Raw genomic sequence first — 24,850 nt, 5'->3', positions numbered from 1 at the left:
ATAATAGACAACACATTAAACAACATAAAGCTGATACCCTTCCCCTCTGTGGGTGACTAAATACTTGGGAGATTTGGGATCGGTTTCTATTTTCTTGCGAATTTTTGCGATATGTATATCAACCGTTCGCGTATCGATATCACTAGTATTTTTATAACCCCATACTTCCTTGAGTAGCTCATCGCGGGAAACTGGCTTAAGTTGACGCTGCAGATAAGCTAAAATGTCTACTTCACGACGGGTGTATTTTGTATCTTGTTGGTAAGAATTACCTGTTAATGTTTGTGTACAAATAGAAACGTCGCAGCTTAATACTATACTCTTATCTGTTCCGGTCCACCCTGAACGCCTAACCAAAGCATTCACACGCAATACCAGTTCAGACGTTGAAAACGGCTTTGCGACATAATCGTCTGCGCCAAGGGTTAGGCCGTTAATAATATCTTCTTCTGAATTTTTTGCGGTTAGCATCATAATGGGTTGAATACGAGAATGTTGCCTTAGCGTATTACATATTTCAAAACCATTAAGTGTAGGCAACATGACATCCAGAATAATACAGGCATATTGTCCATCTAATGCCCGAGTTAGGCCTTTTTTTCCATCACTTTCGCTTTCCACGTGATAACCGTGGAAAACAAATAGATCGGTAAGCCCCATTAAAATAATGGGCTCATCCTCAACGATAAGAAGTTTAGGTTTGATACTCAAATTATTGCCTTATTACTACTGGTGCTTTTATTATTTCTTCAGCGCTATTATACCGCTAATTGTACAAAATACAGGATTTCGGCAAAACCGCATGTAAACTTTTGTAAAATTCCATGCCTCACATTTTTACAAATCATGTCTGTTTTAACGTTAAGTAGAGTTCTACATTAGCTATACAAGAGAACAACTCAAACAATGGAATCCCCTATGAAAGTCATCCTCACACGTTATGCACTAATATTTGCATTTGCTAGCATGACATTATGCACAAGCACGATACCCGCGGCTTGGGCAGGCGAGGCTGAAGAGTTTGTCGCTAAGCTCAAAACTCACTATCAAAAAACACAGTCAATTAACGCCTTCTCACTGAGCTATCACTTCTTAAACAAACGATATAGGGAAAGTGAATATTGGGACTATCAAACACCCGATAGAGTCATGTCACAAAGAATGATCGAGATTGACCTAGTAAAAAAGCATTTTGCCGATAGTGATTTACTTTACTCTCCAGGTGGTCTGGTAAACGACAGGATTCAGTTCCAAAATGATACACAGAGCTATTACTATGAAACGAATGGCAGCTTTTTTGGTAAACGTTATTTCAATGAAGGTATGGGAAATTTTGATAGAGTTATACCTTATATTCTCATGAATGTTGACTTTCTGGCGGTAAGGCCTCTGCTTGAGGAAAACAATATTGAGGGTAATGTTACCCTTAAACAAGAAATAAATTCAGGGACAACAACCCTCATCCATAAAGTTTCTGGTAGTGATGATGTGAGTGTTATCTACTATGAATTTAGAGATAATCCGTTGCAACTCTTATCGATCAACAATAAAGGAACGTCCGCAATCTATGTCTACGATGATTATCAAACGACCAGAGGCATCACTTTTGCGCGATCCGTACACTCAAACCCTGAAGGAGCAACAGAACCAGCCTACATAAAGTTTATTGATCAATTTGAGGTTATTGAGCAAGTGGACCCTGTCAAACTTCGATTGCCACAAGGTTACGGTCCTGAAATTGCCAAAAGTGATGGCATTCTCGTATCAGAAGAGATTGCAGCCGATCTTTATCTTGTTACCGACTCTTCTGCTTGGCGCAATAGTTTATTTAAAGTCAATGGCGATAAAATTATGCTGTTTGGTGGTAGTGGATATCCCGCGTTAGCGGAGAAAACGATTAAACTTATTAATGAACAATTTCCAACAAAGAGAATCACTTCAGTTTATGTAACCCATCCTCATGGATATGCAATTGATGGTCTCAATGTCTATGCTGACAAGGGTATCGAAATACTTGCCGATGAATATAGTATTGCTGCGATCAAAGCTTATGCAGGATTTGCTGACGACATCGCTAAATTCAAATTCCGCACTATTGAACATGAGAAAATCATTGATGGCGCGAATTTTTATGTGTTGGAAAATATGCATTCAAAGCGACAAAGCTTTGTTCACTTTCAGGACAGTGGGATTATTTTTCAATCAGACTTTCTTCACATTGCTTTCGATAATACCATTGCTAAGGTAATACCCAATTACACCAGAACCTTTATTGACTTTATTCGAAGTAAACAGCTTAAGATCAACCGAATTGTCGGTAACTACCAAAATAACAATATTTCTGTTGAAGTGATGAATAAAACCTATGATTCCCTTATGTGACACCAAGGTGTGACTGCCAATCTAAAAATAAGGACCTAACCGCGTTGCGGTAAAACTATTAAAAAATATGGAACACCTTATGAAAGTAAACCTAACGCGTTATGTCTTAATATTTGCATTTGCTAGCATGACATTATGCACAAGCACGATATCCGCGGCTTGGGCAGGCGAGGCTGAAGAGTTTGTCGCTAAGCTCAAAAATCATTACCAAAAAACACAGCCAATCACAGCTTTTTCAATGACCCATAATTATTTATATTTAGGGCATAATGCTGCGTTTAGCTCATGGGATTATCAAGCACCCAACAGATATACGGCATTTAAGGTCACGGAGTTCGATATTGAACAAGAACATTATTTTGAAAATGTGATACATAATTATTCCGGTGGTCGCAAACTTGATGAAGTACATTTCCAAAATGATACTGACAGCTTCCGGTATGCAAAGAACGGAGTACCTTATGGAAAGCGGGTTGTCAGGCAAAACATGGATGACTATAAGGGGTTTAAAGATCTTATTGTGATAAATGTCGATTTTTTCGCGGTAAGGCCCCTACTAGAGGAAACCAATACTAAGGAAACCATTAAACTTCATCAGGATAAAATATCTGGGAAAACAACTCTAATACATAAATCTGCTGATGATAACGTTGTAGAATATGTTTTTGGTGGTAGTCCGATCCGCTTGTTATCGCTTAACAACAAATCAATGCGCCGTATCTATTTTTATGATGATTATAAAACTACTAATGGTATAAGCTTCGCTCGCTCTATTGTGCAATATACTAATGGTGACATGACGCCGACGTTTATAAAACGCATTGCAAGCTTGGACGTCATTGAGAAAATTGATCCTGCCAAACTTGCAATTCCCCAAGGATATGGCCCCATTATCTCTAAACGAGACAGAACTCTAGTCTCAAGCGAAATTGCAAAAAACCTTTACCTTGTTACCGACTCATCAGCTTGGCGTAATAGCTTATTTAAAGTCAATGGTGATGAAATTATGGTTTTTGGTGCCCCTATCAGTGCAGAGCTAGCAGAACAAACCATTGAGCTTATTTACGACCAGTTTCCAAGCAAGAAAATCACCTCAGTTTATGTGACCCACCCTCACAGTGATCATATTGCAGGGCTTCCAGCTTATGCTAAACGAGGTATTGTGATCCGTGCTGATGCTTATAGTATTGATGCCATTAACGCATATCCACCCTTTGCCAACGACATCGCAACATTTAAATTTCAAACCATTGAACATGATCAATTGATGGATGGTGTACGCTTTTACGTATTGGATAACGCTCATTCTAAACGACAAAGTTTTGCCTATTTCAAAGAGAGCTGGATCATTTATCAAGCCGACTTCTTGGACGTTGCTTTCGACAATACCATTGCCAAGGAATTACCAAGCTATACAAAAACCTTTATTGACTTTGTTCGAAGTAAACAGCTTAAGCTCCGTCGAATTGTAGGTCACCATAGTAATAACAACATCTCTATTGAAGTGATGAATAAAACCTATGATGCCCTTATGTGATCCGATGTTTATACAAAGATATCGTATTTACCCCGCACAACGGAAGTAGAGTTTTGAACCCTGCATATAACCTCTTTGTTGCCAGAATTGTCAAAAAGAACTGTCAAAAAGAACTAATAAAAGATAGTCGATAATGTTAGTAGCGTGGTAAAAGTGATTTTAAGTTCTATCTCGACAAAGGGGGGCGTTAGCAAGTTAGCTCCTAAGGCGGAAAGGGGCACAGATCTCCTTTAGGATTTAACAGCGTATTAATGTGATTTGTGTTTTATACTTGTAAATACATCAACGTTTGTGACTTCAATGGAAGTGTCGACTATTGCCGATAAGCTGACCTGTAAATGGAGGTGCATGAGTAATAAAGCCTCGGAGAGTATGTGTCAATGAGGCTTTATTAAATAATATTAGCGATTAATTGCCGCAAACATTACTTGACCACTACTAATATTTTATGAGTCCTTCAGCCTTCTGGCTGTCATAGGCATAGACATTATTGGCGACTTTATTGATATGTTCCGCTTATTTGGCGTTGCTGATAACACTCACTAATAAAATGAGAAAAGTAACAACAAAGCTAAGTTTGTTTTTAATGGATAACATGTTTTTATCCTTTTTTAATGGTTAATCATTACTGACTTTTCAGTGCTATTGTTCGAATTTTCCCCGTATTGGGTAATTGTTTTCTGGATTACGAATGAATGTTAAACCACCGGCTAAAGTTTCAAGATCTGGTCGAGCAAATGGGGCGTTAGAAATATCGGTTACCTGTACTTGACCTTGTTCATTTATCACGTAAATACCAGGCTCTGCAAATGGGATGTCGGTTTCTTTCGGCGAACGAGGGTTAGAAATATACAAACCTAATTGTTTCATTTGTTCAATGGATAAACCATAAGCAACGGGAAAACTTAGGATCATTTCTTGATTGTGCGCCAACGCTTTACTTTCATCGTCTGCAGAAACCGCAATAATATCGATTCCTAGGTGATAAAATTTGTCCTTAAGTTGTTCTAGCTGTTTCATATAATTGGTACACATTGGGCAATGTTTACCACGATAAACCACCACCATTTGCCAATCTTTGCCTTGAGTTGGCTTGCCGATTTCAACCTCAATACCGGTTAAAGTATTCAGTTTAATTTTTGGAAATAAATCTCCAGCCTTAAATTTTTCACTTATCATCTTTCTTTCCTCTTTACTCAAATAATTATTATTGCTGTCTGACGTTTAACGCTCGTTTATCGGTGACCATTTGTTGTTGATAAAAGCAGCGTCAGTAACTGTTCCGACGATATGGTTAGTATAATTACTCATGGTCTTATAGGCCGCAGCAGCGATTATTTCCAATACTGTTTCTTCGGTGTAACCGGCATCAAAAAATACGTTAAATTGTGCTTGAGATAGCTTGCCTCTTTGTTCAACCATGGCTAGGGTGAAGCCGCGTAATGCCCCCAGTTTCTGATTGCCAATGGGTTGATCATCACGAATAGCATTGATTGCAGCCATATCTACCCCGGTCATTTCTGACACCATGGTATGACCTGCCATGCAATAGCGGCATTCATGGAAACGATTAATGGTCATCAATACCACCTGCTGTTCAGTAGCAGTCAAAGAGCCACTAGAAAAAAATTCACCTATGGCCATATAGGACTTTATCAATACCGGAGAACCGGCCATATGGGCGATTAAATTAGGTAAAAAACCAAAGTTCTTTGTAACCGTGGTTATGGTGTCTACAGCATCCTGAGGAGAGTTGTCTTGATTATATTTTTTGAAATTGTCCATTGTTTAAATCTCGTTTGATTTGTTTTCGATGTATAGATTATGAGTATTCTTATATGGAAAATAAATATCGACTATGGAATACTATTTATTCCAAAATGGAATGTTAGGGTGACTGTATGGATCAAATAATCGCGATGAGGATCTTTGTTCGGATTATTCAATTAGGTAGTTTTACTGCGGTTGCCTTAGAAATGGGCATGACTCAATCTTCAATTAGTAAGAAGATATCAGCGTTAGAAACACGGTTAGGGGCAACTTTATTAACACGAAGCAACCGAAAGGTGTTATTAACTGAGATCGGCGCTAATTATTATGAGCATTGCTTATCTATTTTAAACCAAGTGGAAGAAGCTGAAGCGCAGACTAAAGATTACACATTGAAACCCAAAGGAAATTTACGCATCAATGTGCCAGTGGCCTTTGGCCGAATACATATCATTCCCTATCTGCCACAATTTATGAAAACCTATCCCGATATCAGTATTGAACTGAGTTTCCTCGATCGCAAAATAGATTTGTTAGGTGACGGTTTTGACTTGGTTATTCGCATTGGTCATTTGGCCGATTCCAACTTAGTTGCCAGAAAATTGGGTAGTAGTCCGCGTGTTATTGTTGCCAGTCCAGAGTATGTAAAAATACACGCAGCGCCCCGTGACCTTTACGAGTTGAAAGAACATAACTGCTTGGTATATACCAACCTGGCAACAACGAACATTTGGCACTTTGCTCATCAAGGTAAAGAGGTTAGTGTTCAAGTGAAAGGCTCTATGCAGTCTAATAGTAGTGACGCTATTTTAGAATGTGTGATGTCAGGCATTGGCATTGCTGTGATGCCTAACTGGCTTATTCAGCCGCTACTCGATAGTGGTGATTTGGTGAACATTATGGCAGATTTTGTCCCTACCGAATTCCCTATCAATGCGGTGTATCCTCAGAATAATTATATTCCGTTAAAGGTTCGTTGTTTTATTAATTATATGAAGGATGCATATTTACAAGAACCTGTTCTTCATTCACATAAACAAGCTTAGTTGATACACCATATCATTCTGTTTCTCGTTCTATTCTGCGGGCACTTTTGCGATGAAAATTAGCAAACAGGACTAATTTATAAAGTGGGGAATGGTCTTAAAATAGACCGCGTTGTACCTCGATTTTAACTAATAAATTGCTTGCATCGATTGAACTCAAGTCTCTGATGAGTCATTAATATTTTAAATTTATTCCATCACCATCCCCATTAAATAATCAATCAAAACACTTTATCTAAAAACACTTCATTAAAAAAAGTAAATTATTGATCAACCTTTTCTGATAAATCACGTATTAATAACTATCAACACAATAATTAGCAGTGAAACTTAACGTTTAAGCTGAGTAATAGGAACAACAACTCAATGTTCGATGAAAAAGAACTTATGTTTCAAGTCAAAGCTGGACAGTTAGATAAACTTGCCACGCTTTTTGAAAATAATAAGGTGCAACTTTTTAATTACTTTATACGTAGAGGTAATAACCGTGCGTTAAGTGAAGATTTGGTGCAAGAGACTTTTATGAGAATACTTGCCTATCGCACTAATTTTAATGGTAGCAGTACCTTTAAATCTTGGATGTATGGTATTGCTAGAAATACGGTTGCAGAGCATTACCGTAAGAATAAAAATCAAGCGCTGAACTGTGATATGGACGATGAAGAGTTAACTAATGCACAAACCTTAGGTGAAGAATTTGAAGCGAAGCAGCAGAGTGCCATTTTTAAAAAATCCTTAGCCAGTATTTCGCCTGAAGATAGAGAAATTATACTGCTCAGTCGATTTCAACAATTGAATTATCAAGAAATATCGAGCTTATTAGATTGCAATTTAAATACTTTAAAGTCTCGTATGCGAAATGCGATAAGTAAATTACAGCTGAGTTATCAACAATTAGTGGGAGAAAATAGCTAATGACAAATCAACAAATTATCGATTGGAAAATTGCTTCATTAGCCAATAATGACAACAGTGAGCTAAGCGAAGAATTGCAAAGCTATCTTGAGCAGAACAGTCAGCTACAAGAAGAGTTGTTGTTTATAGAGCAGTTCTGGACACGTGATGTTAAGCCGCTGGTTATACCGTCAGATAAGTTAGATGCTAACTTTTATCAAATGTTATCTAGAGCGCAGAGTGCTCAACAACATAGTCCTGAACAGTATGATGCCCAGCAAGAAATAGCCCAGCCACTAAGCGGCTATAGCGGATCTTCAAAAGCGCCGTCGCATTCCTTGATGGATAAAGTTAAAAGCTGGTTTATGCCAACACCGATTGCCCAGTTTGCTACGTTAACCTTGGTTTTTGTGCTTGGCTTTAATTTAAATCAAACACCGAATAATGAAAAAAATAGTGCAGCCTACAGTGGCTTACAAGAAGACATATCATCGTTAACAACAGTGCTTGCTATGTCTATGTTGCAAAAAGACTCGGCCAGTGAACGTCTTTCAGGTGTTGCTTATAGTCGGCAAACTGATTTATCAAATCCGCTACTTGTTGAACAACTTATTAAGCTATTAGCGCGAGATAAATCAACCTCGGTACGACTAGCCGTAATCAATAGCCTAGGCGAATTAAAGTTTTTTGGCTCATTCGAGCAACAACTTCTCACGTTGGCCACGAAGGAAGAAAATTTATTAGTACAAATAGAGTTATGTCGCTTGTTGCTTAACTATGGCTCAGTCGAGATAAAAGCCTTATTAACTGAGCAAGCAAATCAACAACAATTAAAACCCGAAGTACAAGAATTTATTAAAGCGCAATCAATGGCTTCATTTATTTAGTTTTATTTTTAGTTTCAAATTTAGGAGTAACCCATGAACAAATTATCAACAACCTTATCTTTAACATTAATCGCGATGTTAGCGGGCAGCATTCAATTAGCGAGCGCAGCAGAAAAAAATTATAGCTTAGCTTTATCTAAGCCTGGAGAGCCGGTTTCAATTGATATTGAAGTTTATCGAGGAAGTATTACTCTTGTTGGTTATAAAGGTGACACCATTGAAATAAGTGCAAAAACATCGCCCTTTTCAGGTAAAGATAACGACCTTAAAAAAGTGAAGGCGCCAATAAGTAATAATAACCCAACACGGTCTAACAAAGGTTTGAAGAGTGTTAAAAGCCAGTCGATGCGATTAGAGATTGAAGAAGATAATAATGACGTAGAAATTAGCAGTGAATTTTCAAATCAGCATGTTGATTTAGTGATTAAAGTGCCACAACGCTCATCGATAGAGGTGGAGTTACATAAAGGTGGCGATATTAACATTGATGGTATTAGTGGTGGTTTAGAGCTTGAAGCCTATGGCGGAATGATAATAGCAAAAAATATTTTAGGTCCAATTGTTGCTGAAACGGCGCGAACTGACATTGTGGTTAGTTTTTCTAATTTGGCCAAAACTAGCCCTTCTTCATTAACAAGCCATATGGGTAATGTTGATATTACTTTAGCAAAAAAAGTTGCCGCTAACGTCAATGTACAAACCTACCGAGGTGAAATATTTTCAGGTCTAGATAAGGACTTTGTTGTCATTGATGAAATCAAGAAAAATAAAAAAGGTCAAAAACAGAAGATTATGCTTGGTGGCATAATGCAGGCGAAAGTTAATGGTGGAGGACAAGTATTATCATTAACTAGTTATAGCGGTAACCTGTATATCCGAAAAGAAAAATAGACGTGTTGGCGATGTAATACCTGTATGCTCGCATAAATCACCCCCTACAAATAATTAATATCAAAGTATGGTTGATTGTGGCAACCCCTAAATTAATTAACGATTTTTTATTATTGGGCAGCTTTTTAGCTGCCTTTTTCGATTATATATTCCCAGTTAATCCCTTTAATTCAAATTAAATGTTTTATTCAGACAACCTTTTCATTTTTTCTACGTAGTAATAATTATCAGTTTTAATAATGTTTATTCGAAATAAACAAACAAAAGGTTTCACTATGAATATTCACTTCTGGACAAAAATAAAAGCGATAACCCCCTCGTTAATACAAAGCACTGTTATGGGTAGTATGTTATTTGTCGGACAAATATCGGGTATAAATGCAAACGAGTACAACTTTGAGCAACTAAATAACGATCAAATAACCAGTAATTACGGGATAACGCCTCAATTTGTTGAGTCTATAGCTAAGTTTGGTTTTGACCAGTTAAGCCACGGAGAACTCATTGCGTTTAAGGAGCATAATATCAATGCTTCTTATATTGAGGAAATTCAAAAAATTGGTTTAAGCAATATGAATGCTGGAGAGTTAATTGGATTTTCTGCTCATGATATTGATGCAAAATATGTTGAGGAAATAAGAAAACTAGGATTTTCAAACATAAACGCCGGTGAAGTCATCGCTTTTAAAGCCCAAGAAGTTGACCCGAAATACATTGCAGAAATCAAAGCGCTAGGATTTGATTCAATTTCATTAGGAGAGATGATAGCTTTTGATGAACATAATATTGATACGATTAAAGTTAATGAGGTTTATCAACTAGGGTTCACCAACATAAATGCAGGTGAAATGCTCGCATTTAGCATCCTCGATATTAACCAAAAATTTGTTAATAAGATGCAAAGCTTAGGTTTAACCGAAATCAACAAAAATGAAATATTGCGGCTTAAGCAATACAAGGTAGATCAGGCAGCAATCAATACTATTAAACACTATGGTTTATATAACCAACAAGCTAATAGGGTTATCGCTTTAGCTATTCTAAAGTTAGATGATAGCTTAATCCGAGAAGTTAAAGCGTTGGATATCGATAACTATTTAATGGTTGATTTTTTAGCGTCAAGAACGGGGAAGAAATATAATTCATATCATGATGTTGAAATGGATGAAGCATTGGCCAACGTTGTTTCAACAATTCACCGTCTAGAAATATAATCTGGATATCGTTTAGGAACATCATGTAAGGGTGTTACTGTATTGGATTACAGTTTTCAGCGCCGGAATCAATCATCAAATAGGAGTTAACTATGTCACTACAGAGTTTAAAAGGAAGTTGTTTGTGTAAAAAAGTGAAATACGAAATCACAGGGGAATTAACTGATGTGCTTAATTGCCATTGCTCTATGTGTCGTAAACTTCATGCTTCAGCTTTTAGAACAAGAGCAAAAATTGCCACAAAAGATTGGCACACACTTGCTGGTGCAGAGTACATTAAATTATATGAATCGTCGAAAGGTGAGCATAAGAGTTTCTGCTCTGAGTGTGGCTCTAGTTTATTTACCAAATTTGATAGTGCTCCAGAGTTACTTGGCTTTCCTTTAGGTACGTTAGATGACGATCCCAAAGTAAAAGCTACCCGACATGTCTATGTTGGCAGTAAAGCGCCATGGTACGAAATTAGTGATTCTTTGCCACAACAGATAGAGTTTGACTAACTTTATTGTACAGTTAAAATCTGGTTGTGCTGCCATCTAATGTATTGATATTATTAGTAATGACATTTGTTACGGCTTAGTTAATTATTTTATTGGTGCGGCTGCCAGTTTCCAACTTAGTTTAACTGCGACAAGCCATTTTTATCAGTTCATCTTAAGTAAAAAATCGATAAACGTCTGTGTTAACAAGTTGTGCTGGTATTCTTTGTTGGTCACTAAAGAAAAACGACGTGATAAATTTAATGGTGATTTCAATGCCACCAAACCACCATTATTTAACTCTTCAGCAATAGATAGTTGTGATAAACAACCCAAACCTAAACCGGCTTTCACTGATTCTTTAATGGCACTTTGCCTAGTCAGTTCTATGCCTAAATTAATTTGAGCACCTACTTGTTCAATGGCGGCATCAAAAATTGCTCGTGTACCAGAGCCGTGTTCACGTAATATCCAAGTTTGTTGTTGCAGTTGCTCAAGGCTGATGACTGCCTTTGTTGCTAATGGATGATTAGGTGGACAAAAAACCTGTAATTTGTCTGCTTGCCATGGGGTGATTTGTAAGTGCCTATGCACTGTGGGGCCTTCTATCAAACCAATAGATGCTTTGCCTTTGTCTAAATGGTCGATAACCATCTGGGTATTACCTATGTGTATCTCGGGTGCTACTTCAGGGTAAATTTTAACAAATTTAGCAATTAATTTAGGTAGTAAATAAGTTGCTATGGTGGCGCTGGCGACAATACGCAAGACACCACTCATGGTATTTAAATTAGCGAGTTTTAAGCTATCTAGTAAATCGGCTATTTGACGAACTTTGGGCAGAGCCTTTACACCATTTTCTGTGATCAATAAATCTCGACCAACCCGTTCAAAAAGCGGATAACCTAAACTCTGTTCTAACTCTTTCAATGCTTGACTGGCCGCCGATTGGCTCAAAGCAAGTTCATCAGCGGCTTTAGTAAGTTTACCTAAACGTGCCGTAGCCTCAAATAGTTGCAATCTCTTTATTGAAATACTCATCTACCCGCCAACCTTTGATAATAGATTATTGTTCGGTTTTTTGAATACTATACATTAAATGTATCCATTATTCTTATTAATGGTGTTGCGATATATTATATTCCATAAAGTGATTAATGATTTAGTTACTAGTACATTGAATATTAGAAAAGAGGTGCATTATGCCAACTTATATAACTCTACCAATCATTGCCTTATTGGCAATTGCTCTAGCAAGTATTCCTCAAGTATCAGCTTTTGGTTTAAGTGCGTTACCGTTAGCTATTTTATTAGGCATGTTTTATGGCCATTTTTCATTAAGAGTGGAAGATAAAAAAGACCATCAGTTTGCACATTTTTGTAAACAAAAAATGCTCAGGTTAGGCATTATATTATTTGGCTTCGGTTTGAGTTTTCAGCAAATTATCGCGGTTGGTTGGCAAGCAGTGTTTATTGATCTTATTGTGATTATTACCATCTTCACTGTTGGTACTTTTGTCGGCATTAAGGTGTTTAAGTTACATCGTGATGTCGCAATATTAACTGCCGCAGGCAGTGCTATTTGTGGTGCTGCCGCTATTTTAGCAACTGAGTCTGTACTTAAACCAAAACAAGAACATATTACCGTTGCCATTGCTACTGTAGTGCTATTTGGCACACTTGCTATGTTTAGTTACCCATTTATCTATCAATGGGTCGCGATGAACGACCAGTCTTTTGGTATATATATTGGTAGTACTGCCCATGAAGTTGCTCAAGCGGTTGCTGCCGGGCAAAGTATCAATGTTGAAACTATGCAAACGGCGGTGGTGGTAAAACTCATTCGTGTGATGATGTTGGCACCATTCATAATTATGCTGAGTATTGTCTTAACGCGTTTAAATCGTAGTAGTGACAGCGATAAAAAGGAAAAAGGTCGTCTTGTTATGCCTTGGTTTGTGCTTGGTTTTATGGTTACGGCTATGCTCAATAGCGTTTTTGTTTTACCTGAAATGCTTAAAACAACTTTGAGCTTTGCTAGTCAATTTTCATTAGCAATGGCTATGGCAGCATTGGGTGCACATACTCGCTGGACGACAATTAAAGCAGCTGGCCCTAAACCGTTATTATTAGCTTTATTACTCTTCATCATATTAATATTAGGTGGATTTTTCTTAACAGCTTGGTTAACTTAAGGCTTTGCTGAATATAAAAGTCATTAATTGAAAATAAATTTAAACCTTTTATAACTTGTTTGCATCTCATATTAAAACGATTAAAAACTAATAAAGATAAATGGAGATTACCCAATGTTAAACATACAAAAATCATTTAAGTACGCGCCGATAGCACTTTTGTTAATGGCTGGTGGCTTGCAAGCGAAAACTATCAATAAAGAATTTACAGTTGCCAATGGTGGTTTATTGAAAGTTACTACAGATGTCGGCGCTATTGATATTGAAACCCATGCAAAAGAAACGGTATTGATTGAAGTAGAAATTAGCGGAAAAAATGAAGATGATATGACAGTTACTTTAAAAAAGAGTGGTGACAATGTCAGTATCAAAGGTGATTTTGATCGCAGTGGTTTTGGTAGCAGTAAGATAAGAGTCACTTATAAGGTAACCCTGCCAGAAACTTATAACATTGATCTTAATACCAGCGGAGGCTCTATTGAAATTGAAAACCTCACCGGAAAAGTTGACGCATACACTTCAGGCGGTTCAATATCGTTAGAAGATTTGCAAGGGGATGTAAATATTAAAACCTCGGGTGGTAGTTTAGACTTGGATAACATCATTGGCAGAATTAATGCAAAAACTTCTGGTGGTAACATTGAGTTAAAATTATCTAAAAATCCAACTAAAGATAGTAAGTTAAAAACTTCTGGTGGCTCTATTACCGCTTATTTAGCTAAAGATGTAGCAGTAAACCTTACTGCTAAAACCAGTGGTGGTCGTGTTAGCAGTGAGTTTGCCGTAGATGGTGAGATCAGCAAACGTAAAATTGAAGGCACTATCAATGGTGGTGGTCCTGAACTGGTATTAAAAACCAGTGGTGGTAGTGTCCGCGTTAAAGAAATATAAGTTCAATCTCGTAGCAGTTAAGTTGCTAGTATTACGCTAATATCAAATAAGAAAGAAAAGTGTAACAAGCGATTGTTACGCTTTTTTTGTATCTATTATCCAGTAAGTTTTTATAAACTAGATCAATTATTTAATCACTAATTGTGATATACCTTGAGGTAAGCTTTTGATGATAGGTGAAAGATGAATATTGAACACGGCGAGGTGACGATTAAAGTCATTGATAATATAATTCTTGTGCGATCTATCGGTGCTTTTAATGAATACGGAGCACAGAAATATACTAACTGCATAAGAGATGCTGTTGATGACTTACAGGATAAAAGTTTTTCAATTCTCACTAATAACTTAGAGTTCTTAGGGGGCACCCCTGAAGCTTATCAGGAATTGGAAAGTTATAATGTTTGGTTGAATCAGCAAAAGCTCATCGCCAAAGCCATGGTTATCACCTCAAGCACAATGTTAGACGTTATTAATATGTTGTCACCCTCCAGAGCATCGCAACAAACCAAAAGTTTTAATAATGAAAAAGATGCGATGAATTGGCTAAAAAGCTTAAATTAATATTTCTTATCTTCAAATACGGGTATTGCCAAGTTGCTTCATATTGTTCTTTGTGGACTAGCGCTTAATAAACTTACGCTAGCCCAAGCAATTTACAATACCTTTGCATACTCGCTAAGTAAGAAGTCAGTATAAGCAATATCACCGCGATAACGTGATAAATGGGTAGTATCTCGATACATATCCGCATTAACCTCTTTGATATCTTGATGGTTATTTATCTTGATACCCGTAGCCTGTTCAATTTGTTTTATTGCCTGTGCTAAGCGCATCTTTGCTTCAGGCGTATAATGAATGTAACGACTATTTTTTGGTAACATAACCACTTCAACTTTGTCGGAAAAACGTTGAAAGTTTTTCACTATGCCGATAAAGCTCTCGACCAAAAAGGGTTCGAAATGTAGCTCTTCAATATCAGCAGACCGAATACGGCTTAAACGATCATTTTTCATCTGCGCATCGGTTTGTGTAGCGGCATAATAATCATCAAAAATTGCCAGTGTCTCGGCAGAACGCTCCTGTGGAATAGTGCCTGCGCCTTGCCAAGGGTAGTACCAATCTGAGCCATCATAGTCAGGGTATTCTTTTTCGAATAACTCACCTAATTCTTTACCTAAACTTCTACGGGCAGCAATAGTCTCTTTATCATCTTTAAATCTTTGCCCACGTTCGGGTGGAAAAATTTCGCGAGAGTAATAGCTGGTGACCATTTCAGCGGAGACATGATTACGGATATATTTAATGTTAAATAAGTGAATGCCTCGGCTTAGATCTTCTTGTAAAATCTGCCATAACTCTGCATCGTTAGACAACATAGTAATAAATGAATCTAAAGAAAATTTAGCTCTGTTCCAACGTGTGCTGGTGGTTTGAAAAGGGTTAAACTCAATCAAGGCCAATTTCAGCTTTCTATCTTTTTCAATAAACTGCTCGGCAATACGTCTTGATAATAAGTCTTGATAGTAGGGGTTTAAGCCGCCAAAACCAAAATTAAATGAGCTAATGTCTTTGCCCATTTTTTGTAGGTCACGATCAAATTTTCGTGGAGAAAATCCGGCGCGAGTCATAGATGAACCGTAAAACATTACCAAATCATTGGGCTCGGCGATAATTTTTGGTACAGCTGCTTGTGCTTGTAATACCCGCCCTAAAATACCTTGTTTATTAGCGCCGTTGGCATCGAGAAACAGGCGCACTAAACCCATAGCTACCATCATGCCCAGTACAATGGCTAAGGTTATTTTGATAAATACCTGCCTATCTTCAGCGTGGGCAAGAGTTTGAGCTGAAGATGCCTGCTCATCAGTGGTTATTGATGTATCCATATTTTTTATGCCTTTTTCATTAAAACTGGAAGTAGATAAATTCATTACTTGGTTCTCCTATTAATAAACAAAGGGCTTGGCCTAAAATAATTAGCAACCAAAACTGCCCGTTTTTATTTTCCAATTTGTCCGCTGATTTAATAACAAAGTAGTCCATGACATGCATTAGTAGTACCCACACTGATGTTAAGATAAATATGGTCCAAGCATTTGCACCTAACTCACTGGCGCTGCCAAAGGTATGTAAATTGCCGATAATGGTTATCGCGCTATTAATGTCGGTTGCCCTAAAAAATACCCAACCAATAAGAATTAAATAGAAGGTAATAGCCCACTTAAAAAAGCTGACGACTAAAGTATTGCTGTTATTAAAACGGTCGAATATTTTCAAGTTAGCCAGGTAATGGGTCAGGGTAATAATTGCGCCATGAAACGCACCCCAAGCAACAAATGTCCAAGCCGCGCCATGCCATAAACCGCCTAATAACATGGTTAAAAATACATTACGGGTACGGTTATTATTTCTATTGCCACCTAAGGATATGTATAAATAATCCTTTAACCAGCTTGATAAAGATATATGCCATCTGCGCCAGAAATCGACTGGAGATTTAGCAAAGTACGGCACTCTAAAGTTGAGCGGAATATTAAAACCGAGCAATATAGCTAAACCAATGGCCATGTCGGTATAACCTGAAAAATCACCATAGATTTGTCCGGCAAAAGCCAGTACACCAGTCCACATTTCTAAGGTGCTTAACGACTCTTGTGCGGCAAAAGCTTTATCTGCGGGAATAGCTAAAATATCCGCGCCAGTTTTTTTGATTAAGCCAACAGTAATTAATAAAAAACCGTGTTTGGCTTCTAGCCACTTAGGCATAGATATCGCGTGCATCTGCGGCAAAATATGTTTGGCTCTAAGAATGGGGCCAGCGACTAATTGTGGGAAAAAAGACAACGCGGCGACAAATTCAACTAGGCCTTTACGTGGTTTCATATCACCACGATAAACATCTATGGTGTAACTCATACTTTGGAAGGTGTAAAAAGAAATACCAACCGGCAGTACCCAAGAAAGCGTAGTAAACGATGCTTGATAGCCCAAGACTGATAGTAAATCAGCAACGGATTCTATGGCAAAGTCGGCATATTTAAAGGTCGCTAAAATACCTAAGTTAATTACCAGTGATAAGATCAGCCAGCGCTTTTTGTTTCGTTGGCCTGAGCTATTGAAAATGGCCTGAGCGATAAAGTAATCAGCGATACCACTACCGACTAATAACGGAATAAAGCTGTAATTCCAAGCGCCGTAAAATACTAAACTACTGACTAACAGCAGGTAAATTTTAGGGGGTTGCTTTAAAAAGGCAAAACCATAAAATAAGATAAATATACAAAAGAACCAGAAAAATATAGGAGTATTAAATATCATTGTGGCCTCCTGTTTTCTGCTCTACAGCGTAGTTGTTAGCTAATAAACTCATGTTGTTCTCTTTTTTAAAGACGAGTCTATCGAGCCTAAGGCCTACATTTTTAAAATGATTGGCGTGGATTAGGGAAAGTACGTAGCTCGTCTTTACGTTAAATGATTAAGTGGCTTTGAGTTCTATCGTCTCAATTTATATGAAGTGATTTCGGGCAATGTGGTTAGCATTGTTATGGAAAACTTATTCAATGGCACCGTTTTCAATAAGGAAGTTAGTTATTTCGCTGTTACGTGACATGTTCAGCGGTGAACGAATTTTAAGACCGTCAGAGAAACCTGTTTTTACCGACAAGTTAACATCTGCACCGTGGTTAACAAGTAACTGAGTCATCTCAAAATAACCTCTTCTAGTGGCATTAATTAAAGGTGTTTCATCACCTCTTACGATACCATTTATATTTGCGCCATTATCAATAAGTAATTGCGCTAGGGTGATATTGTTAGTCATGGCTGCGGTAATTAATGGGTTACCATCACCTTGTGATGATTGATTAACATTGGCGCCTAAATTAATTAGTGCTTGCACCATTTCACGGTTATCTTGCTTGACGGCAATAATCAATGCAGTGCCATCACCAATGGCTGGTGTATTAATATCAACACCTCGGCTTTGTAAATGCTCAATAGTAATAATATCATTTTGCATTACCGCAGCAATTAATTGCTCACCTTGTGCAGATGGCAGTAATGAATAATGTTGAGCATTTTGTCGTGTATCATTGATGCTGATTTTTGGTACAAATGCCTGTGAAACTTTAATCGTCAATACTGATAAACCTAAGCAGACACCAATAATTGTTAACATGCTTGGTGTTTTCAGCCTTTTACTTTTAAGCACTGTGCTAACGCGATTGTTCAATTCTTTCTTCTGGCTAAATAATCCCATGGCTAATACGCTCCGTTGTTGGGTAATCATTAATTTTGCACAATCAATCAGTGATTGGGCATATTGTTTGTTATTGTTCAGTTGTTTTACGGCTCGTAAATCACAAGCCAATTCTCTATCGATATGTATTTTGTTATTAAGTAAACGAATCACTGGACTCCACCAAAACAGCACAGCAATAAACTCTTGAAAATGACTAAACCAAATATCATTCCGTTGAATATGAGCAAGCTCGTGCAATACTATTGGCGCTAATTGCTCGCTACTCAGTTGCTGAAGAATATTTGCCGGTAAAATTATTTTCGGTGACCTGAGGCCAACTACCATAGGCGAGCTAACTTGGGTTGAGGTAAATATTTCAACATCAGCATCAACTACAAGCTTTTGAATATTATCTTGCGGCACAGCTTTACAGCTTTTTATCAGGTTTCTAGTGCGCCAAAACGAGCCAAACACCATCAGGCTGCGCCATAAACTGCCAATAACCCAAACCACAACAAGAGCCGTTAATATTCCACTAAATTGAAAAACAATTTCACTGGGCATGTGCCATAAGGTTTGCTCCTGTAATGGCGCAACAACATTTTCTATGTTCGATTGAACTGCACTCTGATTAATCACAGTGCTTGCTGGTGTCGATGTTAGCTTGGCCGCTACAGGTAACGCTGACGTTGTTGAAAGCAATGTTAACGGCACTAACGTTGAGGTGATAAAAGCAGTCATTAATACCCAGCTACGCATTTCTGCACTGGTTTTTAGCACTTTATTTAGTACTAAAAGAGTCAGTATCAGTAAGCCACCAATGACAATATGGTGTAATGCTAATGTGGTTAACAGTGTGTATTGAGCGATCATATTGACGTACCTTTATCTTTTATTTTCTGTCTTTATTTTTTGTTTTAACCTACAGCTAAAAATCTCAGCGCAGCTAATCGTCGCTGCGATCAATTTCTTTTTGCAATGCGGCTAAATCATCCAACTCAATATCTGTTTCTTGCATTAAATGTTGCGCCAGTACTTCTGGCGAACCACCAAAGAACTTATTAAGTAGAGAAGTCAGTGCACCTTTTCGAGCATCTTTCTGCGTTATTTTAGGGGTATAAATAAATGCTTTACCTTCCTTGTGAAAATCAGCATAACCTTTGTCCGCCAAAATTTTACACATGGTTTGCACCGTGGTGTAAGCAGTCGTTTTTTCTTCGCTAAGTGTATCGGTTATTTCTCGTACCGAGGCTTGCTCTTTTTTCCAAAGAATTTCCATGATGCTTTGTTCACTATCGGTGAGTTGAGTCGATTTTTTACGTGCCATTTTTCTTCCTACTAATTAATTAGTTTTAAATACTATAGCGGCTGGTTAATTTTTTATCAACTAATTAATTAGTTTTTAGAAGTGCAGTAGTTAAATTGTAGTGAGAAAATAAAATGTTAAATCGTTTTATGGCACTGAAAGTATTGGTTTAGCTGTCATGTTTTATGACTTGAGCACGTCCATAATGGCGATAAATTAATATTTTAAACAAGGTAAAAGGACATATAGCTGCCATCTTTGGGTAAAAAGGCTATGAAAATTGCTTAATTAGTCAGATATTCTATTTTTACTATAAGTATAAGAAAATAATTAGCTTTATATACAGAGCAAATAGGAGGGAATTTATGACTGAAGGGGAAAGGTATCTTAACGTTATGAACTCAGTAAAATTGTTATTAATAGCTTGCTTACTCGGCGCATCATTTTTTACTAAAGTTAGTCTCGCGTCAGATTATTATTTGAATGAAGTTGCTGAATTTACTTTTGGTGAAAGCACAGAACATCAATGGCTTGCTCCACTGCCAAACCCACTTAAAAACAAGCAATACTTTATTGGCAGCCAACTTGGAGACATTTTTTTAATTACCGGAGATACCATATTATCAGAGCCGATATTAGACTTAAGCCGGTCATTACAATTATTCAAAAAAGTAAAGTTAACTGCTTTGGCTGTGCACCCAAACTTTAAATTTTCAGATCGTTCAGGCTATGCAACACTGTATACCGCCCATACTGAAGGCTTTAATAAAAAAAATAACTTAAGCAGGTTGAAGCCTTTAAATAGTGATATAAATTATAAGTATGATGCTGTGATCACGCAGTGGCGCTACGATCACAATCAACAGAAAGTTTTTATTAGCTCTCAACGCGAAGTCCTTCGACTTGCACTGCCTGATAATAGTATTTCCATCACTCAATTGGCATTTAACCCCAGCTCAAAACCTTGGCAAGAAGACTATGGTTTGCTTTATATTGCTTTAAGTAACAGCGAAAAAATAGCATCAGAATCATTATATTCGGGTGCTATTTTACGCATAAATCCGGATAAAGAATCATCCGAAAGTGACCCGTCACAAGAAAATAATTCCGCTGTAATAGCTACTGAAGCACTAAGTGAAGTTTTAGATGAGGTGATTTTCTTACAGGGAGGGCAAAAAATATTTCAGTTTTTTTGGCCTGAAAAGTATCCGGATAAACTGCTAGTAGCACATGAATATAATTTACAGCGACACTTTTCTTTGGCAGCTAAAGGGCAAGATTGGCGAAAACAGTTACCCAGTTTTGTTGCAAGGCAGAACGACATACCAGCATATGCTATCACTGGAGTACTCTATCAAGGCAGTGAGTTCAGTCATTTATATGGCAAGCTACTTAGCATACAAAAAAAAGGTGGCGCTTGGCATCTTACTGCTATGTCATTGGCCCAGCAAAAAGGTAAGCAGTTACCTGCGCAGATAATCTGGTCAATTGATCCATCATTAATAAGTAGTCTTAGCCAAATTAGCTTGCATACTACCCATCATGGCGAGCCAGTATTATTCAACCATAGTGATAATTTATTGTACGCATTAACGTCGAATCAAGTAAAATCAGCCGAAATAAAAAATAAAAATAAAATCGAAATTAATACTTATTACTTTGCCAAAAAAATTGCTCAACAAATAAGTATTGGCCGGGTTTTATTAGTGATAATGCTCTTTATCATTTGGTTTTTAGTAAAATCACAGTTAAAGTCCAATTCCCCCTCTCTAAAAGGGGTATTAGATAATCAGTTAACTTCTTTTAAATTCAATGAACTAGAGCAGAGTGTATCTTTATTTCGCCATCATAATCAAAATGCTGATATTAAATTATCTCTCGCAGAAATTAAGCAAAGTGAGGTCTATTTAAATAAGGTTGTCATCATGTGCATTAATGCACAATATGGTCATGATTTTGATCATGCCCATGAAAGTGATCTGCGAAATAGTTTTTCAAAAGAACACCATGATCAAATGAAGAGTGAAGAAACTCGTCGGATAGAATTACATCTTATTGATAAAATGGATAATGAGTACGCAATTTGTTTGTACTTACGTCAAGGAAATCAGCGAGCGACCAAGTGTAACTATGATCAAGTTATTGAAGACTTAGTTGATTGGTGCTGGCTATTATCTAAATGTATTAACCCGCAAAATGATTAACAGACTAAAAATTAGCCTGTTATTTTTATAAATCAGCTCATTAGCAAGGGCAGGGTTATCGTCGCAACGGCACCTGTTAAGCATGTTAAGTCTACTAAATCAGTTCGGTTAGTCAGAGTTAATTCCCCCTGATGGTTGCTAATTATTTGTCTACTTAATGCTAAACCAATACCTGAGCCAGTCTCTTTAGTGGTATAAAAAGGCACAAATAAGTTGGCAGAATTAGCTATGCCACAGCCTTGATCAAATACTTTGATGATCACTTTCTGCTCGGTTTTAAACACCTGTACTTCAATTGCTTGGTTAGGTTTTGATTCTTGAGTTAAGTCATTATTTGGCTTAGTTTTTGAAAGCTGCGCTTCTTTGCCGTTCTTAATCAAATTCAGCAATACCTGCTCAAGTTGGCCTTTATCGGCTTTGATGATTAATGTGCTAGAAAGTTTAACTGTCACTTGCTGTACTAAACTGGCAATGCTTTGTAATAGTTCAGTTAAGTCAAACTGTTGAATATTAGGCAAGGGCAATTTGGCTAAATTTGAGTAGCTATCAATAAAGGCTAATAGGTTGTTGCTGCGATTATCAATAATCTTAATAGCTTGTTGGCATTGCTCTGCTGTTAGATCTGGCATTTCCAATAGATTTTGGCTCAATGCCGAAATAGGTGTTAAAGAATTACGCACTTCATGGTTGAGAATACGAATAATGTTTTGCCAAGCTTGCTGCTCGTTTTTCTGTAACTCTTGGCTAATATTATTGAGCATTAATAGTTGGTAATTGTTGTTGTTTTCTTTAAATTCACTTTGTCTTATTTGCCACTTATTGCCCATGTTAAGTGGATTTTTGTCATCGAAACGCCAAAAAGAATTCTCCTTCACTAAACCAAGTTTTGTCGCAGGACTTTGTTTTAGTGTTTGCCAAGGAACCGAAAAAAGCTGGCTTACTGCGGGGTTGGCATGTTGTAGATGATCTTTGTTATCTAAAATTAATACCGGAGATTCTAGTTGTTCAATTAAGCCATAAAGTAAAAACATTTGTTGGTCATAGCGGCTTTTGTTTACTTGCAAACTTTGACTAAGGCTGGACAATTCATTGAATAATTTAGCGACAATACCTTGGCTAAAAGGGGACTTAGCTCGGAGGCTATAATCTTCCATTTTTAGTGCTTCGGTTAAGCTGGTTAAGCTGTAATAAGGGGTGATAACTAATCGATAGAGCGCTATCACTAAACAGCTGTAAATGATGGCAAGAAGCAAACCTACTGTCGACCAACCGAGCAAGTGGAAATCAAAGCTAATGCCCATGGCAATAAACAGCATTAAGGTTGGCAATAAACTGGCGATAATAAGCCAGCTAAAGTGGCGCTCTAAGCTAACATCTTTAATCAATTTGATACTTCTCCATTCATTTATTTATATACCCAAGCCACTTCAATATGCTCGTTTCAGGACGCCTGAGCGGTTCATGTTCAAGGCGTGTATTTCATTAATGGTTGTTCCCTTAATTAACTACACAACGATGAATATGATTTGCTCAGACGTCCCAAAATGGCTGGCTTAGAAATGCTTTACGCTACGTTATTGACTTCGACAATAGAATAACTATTCTCTTCAATCAATACCTTGCCTAAAGACGTTTCTATTTCCAGCTGAATCCTGCATCTTGAGGTGACTTAGGTATAGATGCGCTTTAAACTAACCTTTAAGTTAATTTGCTCTTTATCTTATCGTTTAATCTATAGCCATCATACCTCAAAGAAATTTTAACCAGTCAGGTAAAAATCTCATGCCAGGTTCTGATTTTTGCATAGCGTGAATAACCTCCTGTGGTGAAGGTACGTAGTAGATCAAAGCGGCACTGAGTGATAAAAAAAACGCACAGGTCCAGGGATAACTGATATCCATGGGTTTAATGGCACTGCCAAAAGAACGTTTAATACTGATATTCATTAAATCGACACTGTAGATTTCATCTAAAACTAGGTGGGTTAACATACCTAAAAAAGTAAAAGTTCCAGCAGCCCAGGAAAAAAAATCACTGAGTTTTAAAAAATGACATGTCGCTACGCTTAGCAAAGAAAACAATACACAGGCCAGTAAAGAATGATAATTTCCTCTGTGTACGGTAAGACGCTCAAATAAAGCCCTTACGCAATATTGGTTGAAAAGAAATACAGCGGCCGCTGCCAGCCATAATTCAAGTACAGAGACCTGATTATAAATAAAAATGACGGTGATAAAGCTAAATATTACACTGATCAAAGTAAAAATAATGGTTAATGCATGGGAGTTATCTGAATCTATATCGGGTAAAAATCCACCAAAGCTGCCTATTAGTGCCAAATATAACGCTTCAAGCGGGCTGATAAGTAAAGTCGACAATAACGCCGTCGCTGACAAACTGCTTATGCACACGCCAGAGGTAAAATGTGTTTGAAAGTTTGCCAAAGTAAATGACTCAAAAATAAAAAGAAGCAGTGTAATTTCAGTTTGATCTAATTGCTATCAACAAGCTGAACTTATTAAAAAATAATCACACGATATACAGCCACTTTACCCAAAAATTAATCAGCCGAGTAAGGCGTTTCCCCTCTTCTGAGGTAATAAATACCAGTAACATTGATATTCACAGCTTCAATGCCTCTGTCTTGATATTATTGTAATGCTTGTTTAATCAAGACTTGTTCTATAAGAGTACATAGTGTTTCTTTTATTTCTGATTTTTATCATCTAAAAAGTCCTGAGCTAACGGTAATTTTTATGCTATTCCCTAGTGCATCTAATGATCACTATCGTTTATCAGCCCCTTAGTTAACTTATGGTATCTAAAATTGAGATCAAGAGACTGTATTCTTGCGATAGAGTCTCTATTACTTAATGTAGTAACTATTTCATCGACGGGTAATACTTGGGGG

Annotated in this window: 22 protein-coding genes; 12 read left to right on the top strand and 10 right to left on the bottom strand. The window is 37.2% G+C overall.

Annotated elements, in window-relative coordinates; all coding sequences use genetic code 11:
• Positions 1 to 15: 15 nt before the first annotated feature.
• Complete coding sequence (locus tag GAB14E_RS08715) at positions 16 to 711, bottom strand: response regulator transcription factor (protein WP_033082937.1); 696 nt, start codon at positions 709 to 711, stop codon at positions 16 to 18.
• Between the two features lie 207 nt (positions 712 to 918).
• Between GAB14E_RS08715 and GAB14E_RS08720 the strand changes: the two genes are divergently transcribed.
• Positions 919 to 2,382 (top strand): MBL fold metallo-hydrolase, encoded by a 1,464-nt coding sequence (locus tag GAB14E_RS08720; RefSeq protein WP_033082936.1) that lies wholly within the window; start codon positions 919 to 921, stop codon positions 2,380 to 2,382.
• A gap of 79 nt (positions 2,383 to 2,461) precedes the next feature.
• Positions 2,462 to 3,919, top strand: a complete 1,458-nt coding sequence (locus GAB14E_RS08725) for an MBL fold metallo-hydrolase (protein WP_033082935.1) — start codon at positions 2,462 to 2,464, stop codon at positions 3,917 to 3,919.
• A gap of 642 nt (positions 3,920 to 4,561) precedes the next feature.
• Here the strand turns inward: GAB14E_RS08725 and GAB14E_RS08730 are convergent.
• Together GAB14E_RS08730 and GAB14E_RS08735 are read right to left on the bottom strand one after the other, a co-directional pair.
• Complete coding sequence (locus GAB14E_RS08730; RefSeq protein WP_033082934.1) at positions 4,562 to 5,098, bottom strand: redoxin family protein; 537 nt, start codon at positions 5,096 to 5,098, stop codon at positions 4,562 to 4,564.
• Between the two features lie 45 nt (positions 5,099 to 5,143).
• A complete protein-coding gene (locus GAB14E_RS08735) occupies positions 5,144 to 5,704 on the bottom strand; it encodes a carboxymuconolactone decarboxylase family protein (protein ID WP_033082933.1) in 561 nt (186 codons plus the stop codon).
• Between the two features lie 116 nt (positions 5,705 to 5,820).
• On the opposite strand from GAB14E_RS08735, the gene GAB14E_RS08740 reads away from it, so the two are divergent.
• The 6 genes from GAB14E_RS08740 (at position 5,821) to GAB14E_RS08765 (ending at position 11,121) form a co-directional block, all read left to right on the top strand.
• Complete coding sequence (locus tag GAB14E_RS08740) at positions 5,821 to 6,735, top strand: LysR family transcriptional regulator (RefSeq protein ID WP_033082932.1); 915 nt, start codon at positions 5,821 to 5,823, stop codon at positions 6,733 to 6,735.
• 366 nt (positions 6,736 to 7,101) lie between these two features.
• Positions 7,102 to 7,650 carry an RNA polymerase sigma factor gene (locus GAB14E_RS08745; RefSeq protein ID WP_033082931.1) on the top strand — a complete coding sequence of 183 codons (549 nt, stop codon included), beginning with the start codon at positions 7,102 to 7,104 and terminating at the stop codon, positions 7,648 to 7,650.
• Entirely contained in the window at positions 7,650 to 8,516 is an 867-nt protein-coding gene (locus GAB14E_RS08750) for a HEAT repeat domain-containing protein (RefSeq protein WP_033082930.1), read from the top strand. The genes GAB14E_RS08745 and GAB14E_RS08750 overlap by 1 nt, the downstream gene beginning before the upstream one ends.
• 33 nt (positions 8,517 to 8,549) lie before the next feature.
• Complete coding sequence (locus tag GAB14E_RS08755) at positions 8,550 to 9,407, top strand: DUF4097 family beta strand repeat-containing protein (protein ID WP_033082929.1); 858 nt, start codon at positions 8,550 to 8,552, stop codon at positions 9,405 to 9,407.
• 275 nt (positions 9,408 to 9,682) lie between these two features.
• Positions 9,683 to 10,621: a hypothetical protein gene (locus GAB14E_RS08760; protein WP_033082928.1), complete on the top strand. Its 939-nt coding sequence runs from the start codon at positions 9,683 to 9,685 to the stop codon at positions 10,619 to 10,621.
• 92 nt (positions 10,622 to 10,713) lie between these two features.
• The gene (locus GAB14E_RS08765) at positions 10,714 to 11,121 is read left to right on the top strand and encodes a GFA family protein (protein WP_033082927.1); all 408 of its coding nucleotides are present in this window, start codon (positions 10,714 to 10,716) and stop codon (positions 11,119 to 11,121) included.
• A gap of 144 nt (positions 11,122 to 11,265) precedes the next feature.
• On the opposite strand, the gene GAB14E_RS08770 is transcribed toward GAB14E_RS08765, so the two are convergent.
• The gene (locus GAB14E_RS08770) at positions 11,266 to 12,141 is read right to left on the bottom strand and encodes a LysR family transcriptional regulator (protein WP_033082926.1); all 876 of its coding nucleotides are present in this window, start codon (positions 12,139 to 12,141) and stop codon (positions 11,266 to 11,268) included.
• 161 nt (positions 12,142 to 12,302) lie between these two features.
• On the opposite strand from GAB14E_RS08770, the gene GAB14E_RS08775 reads away from it, so the two are divergent.
• From GAB14E_RS08775 to GAB14E_RS08785, 3 genes are all read left to right on the top strand, one after another.
• Positions 12,303 to 13,295, top strand: a complete 993-nt coding sequence (locus tag GAB14E_RS08775) for a YeiH family protein (protein WP_033082925.1) — start codon at positions 12,303 to 12,305, stop codon at positions 13,293 to 13,295.
• A gap of 114 nt (positions 13,296 to 13,409) precedes the next feature.
• A complete protein-coding gene (locus tag GAB14E_RS08780) occupies positions 13,410 to 14,186 on the top strand; it encodes a DUF4097 family beta strand repeat-containing protein (RefSeq protein WP_033082924.1) in 777 nt (258 codons plus the stop codon).
• 183 nt (positions 14,187 to 14,369) lie between these two features.
• Complete coding sequence (locus tag GAB14E_RS08785) at positions 14,370 to 14,750, top strand: hypothetical protein (RefSeq protein ID WP_033082923.1); 381 nt, start codon at positions 14,370 to 14,372, stop codon at positions 14,748 to 14,750.
• 92 nt (positions 14,751 to 14,842) lie between these two features.
• On the opposite strand, the gene GAB14E_RS08790 is transcribed toward GAB14E_RS08785, so the two are convergent.
• The 4 genes from GAB14E_RS08790 to GAB14E_RS08805 all read right to left on the bottom strand — a co-directional run bounded on the left by GAB14E_RS08790 (position 14,843) and on the right by GAB14E_RS08805 (position 19,756).
• Positions 14,843 to 16,120 (bottom strand): hypothetical protein, encoded by a 1,278-nt coding sequence (locus GAB14E_RS08790; protein ID WP_033082922.1) that lies wholly within the window; start codon positions 16,118 to 16,120, stop codon positions 14,843 to 14,845.
• A complete protein-coding gene (locus tag GAB14E_RS08795) occupies positions 16,095 to 17,507 on the bottom strand; it encodes an MBOAT family O-acyltransferase (RefSeq protein WP_033082921.1) in 1,413 nt (470 codons plus the stop codon). The genes GAB14E_RS08790 and GAB14E_RS08795 overlap by 26 nt, the downstream gene beginning before the upstream one ends.
• A 235-nt stretch (positions 17,508 to 17,742) precedes the next feature.
• Positions 17,743 to 19,302: a M56 family metallopeptidase gene (locus GAB14E_RS08800; RefSeq protein WP_033082920.1), complete on the bottom strand. Its 1,560-nt coding sequence runs from the start codon at positions 19,300 to 19,302 to the stop codon at positions 17,743 to 17,745.
• Positions 19,303 to 19,375: 73 nt separating this feature from the next.
• Positions 19,376 to 19,756 (bottom strand): BlaI/MecI/CopY family transcriptional regulator, encoded by a 381-nt coding sequence (locus GAB14E_RS08805; protein ID WP_033082919.1) that lies wholly within the window; start codon positions 19,754 to 19,756, stop codon positions 19,376 to 19,378.
• Between the two features lie 374 nt (positions 19,757 to 20,130).
• Here GAB14E_RS08805 and GAB14E_RS08810 point away from each other — a divergent pair, with 374 nt between their 5' ends.
• Positions 20,131 to 21,939 carry a hypothetical protein gene (locus tag GAB14E_RS08810; RefSeq protein WP_033082918.1) on the top strand — a complete coding sequence of 603 codons (1,809 nt, stop codon included), beginning with the start codon at positions 20,131 to 20,133 and terminating at the stop codon, positions 21,937 to 21,939.
• 32 nt (positions 21,940 to 21,971) lie between these two features.
• Here the strand turns inward: GAB14E_RS08810 and GAB14E_RS08815 are convergent, their stop codons facing one another.
• Together GAB14E_RS08815 and GAB14E_RS0123145 are read right to left on the bottom strand one after the other, a co-directional pair.
• Positions 21,972 to 23,324: a sensor histidine kinase gene (locus tag GAB14E_RS08815; protein ID WP_033082917.1), complete on the bottom strand. Its 1,353-nt coding sequence runs from the start codon at positions 23,322 to 23,324 to the stop codon at positions 21,972 to 21,974.
• Positions 23,325 to 23,687: 363 nt separating this feature from the next.
• Positions 23,688 to 24,383, bottom strand: a complete 696-nt coding sequence (locus tag GAB14E_RS0123145; RefSeq protein WP_197061219.1) for a metal-dependent hydrolase — start codon at positions 24,381 to 24,383, stop codon at positions 23,688 to 23,690.
• Between the last annotated feature and the right edge of the window lie 467 nt (positions 24,384 to 24,850).

This window comes from Colwellia psychrerythraea, from assembly GCF_000764185.1.
GTDB lineage: Bacteria > Pseudomonadota > Gammaproteobacteria > Enterobacterales > Alteromonadaceae > Colwellia > Colwellia psychrerythraea_B.
Note: the sequence above shows the minus strand (reverse complement) of the source record. Positions and strands in the feature narration are given on the sequence as shown.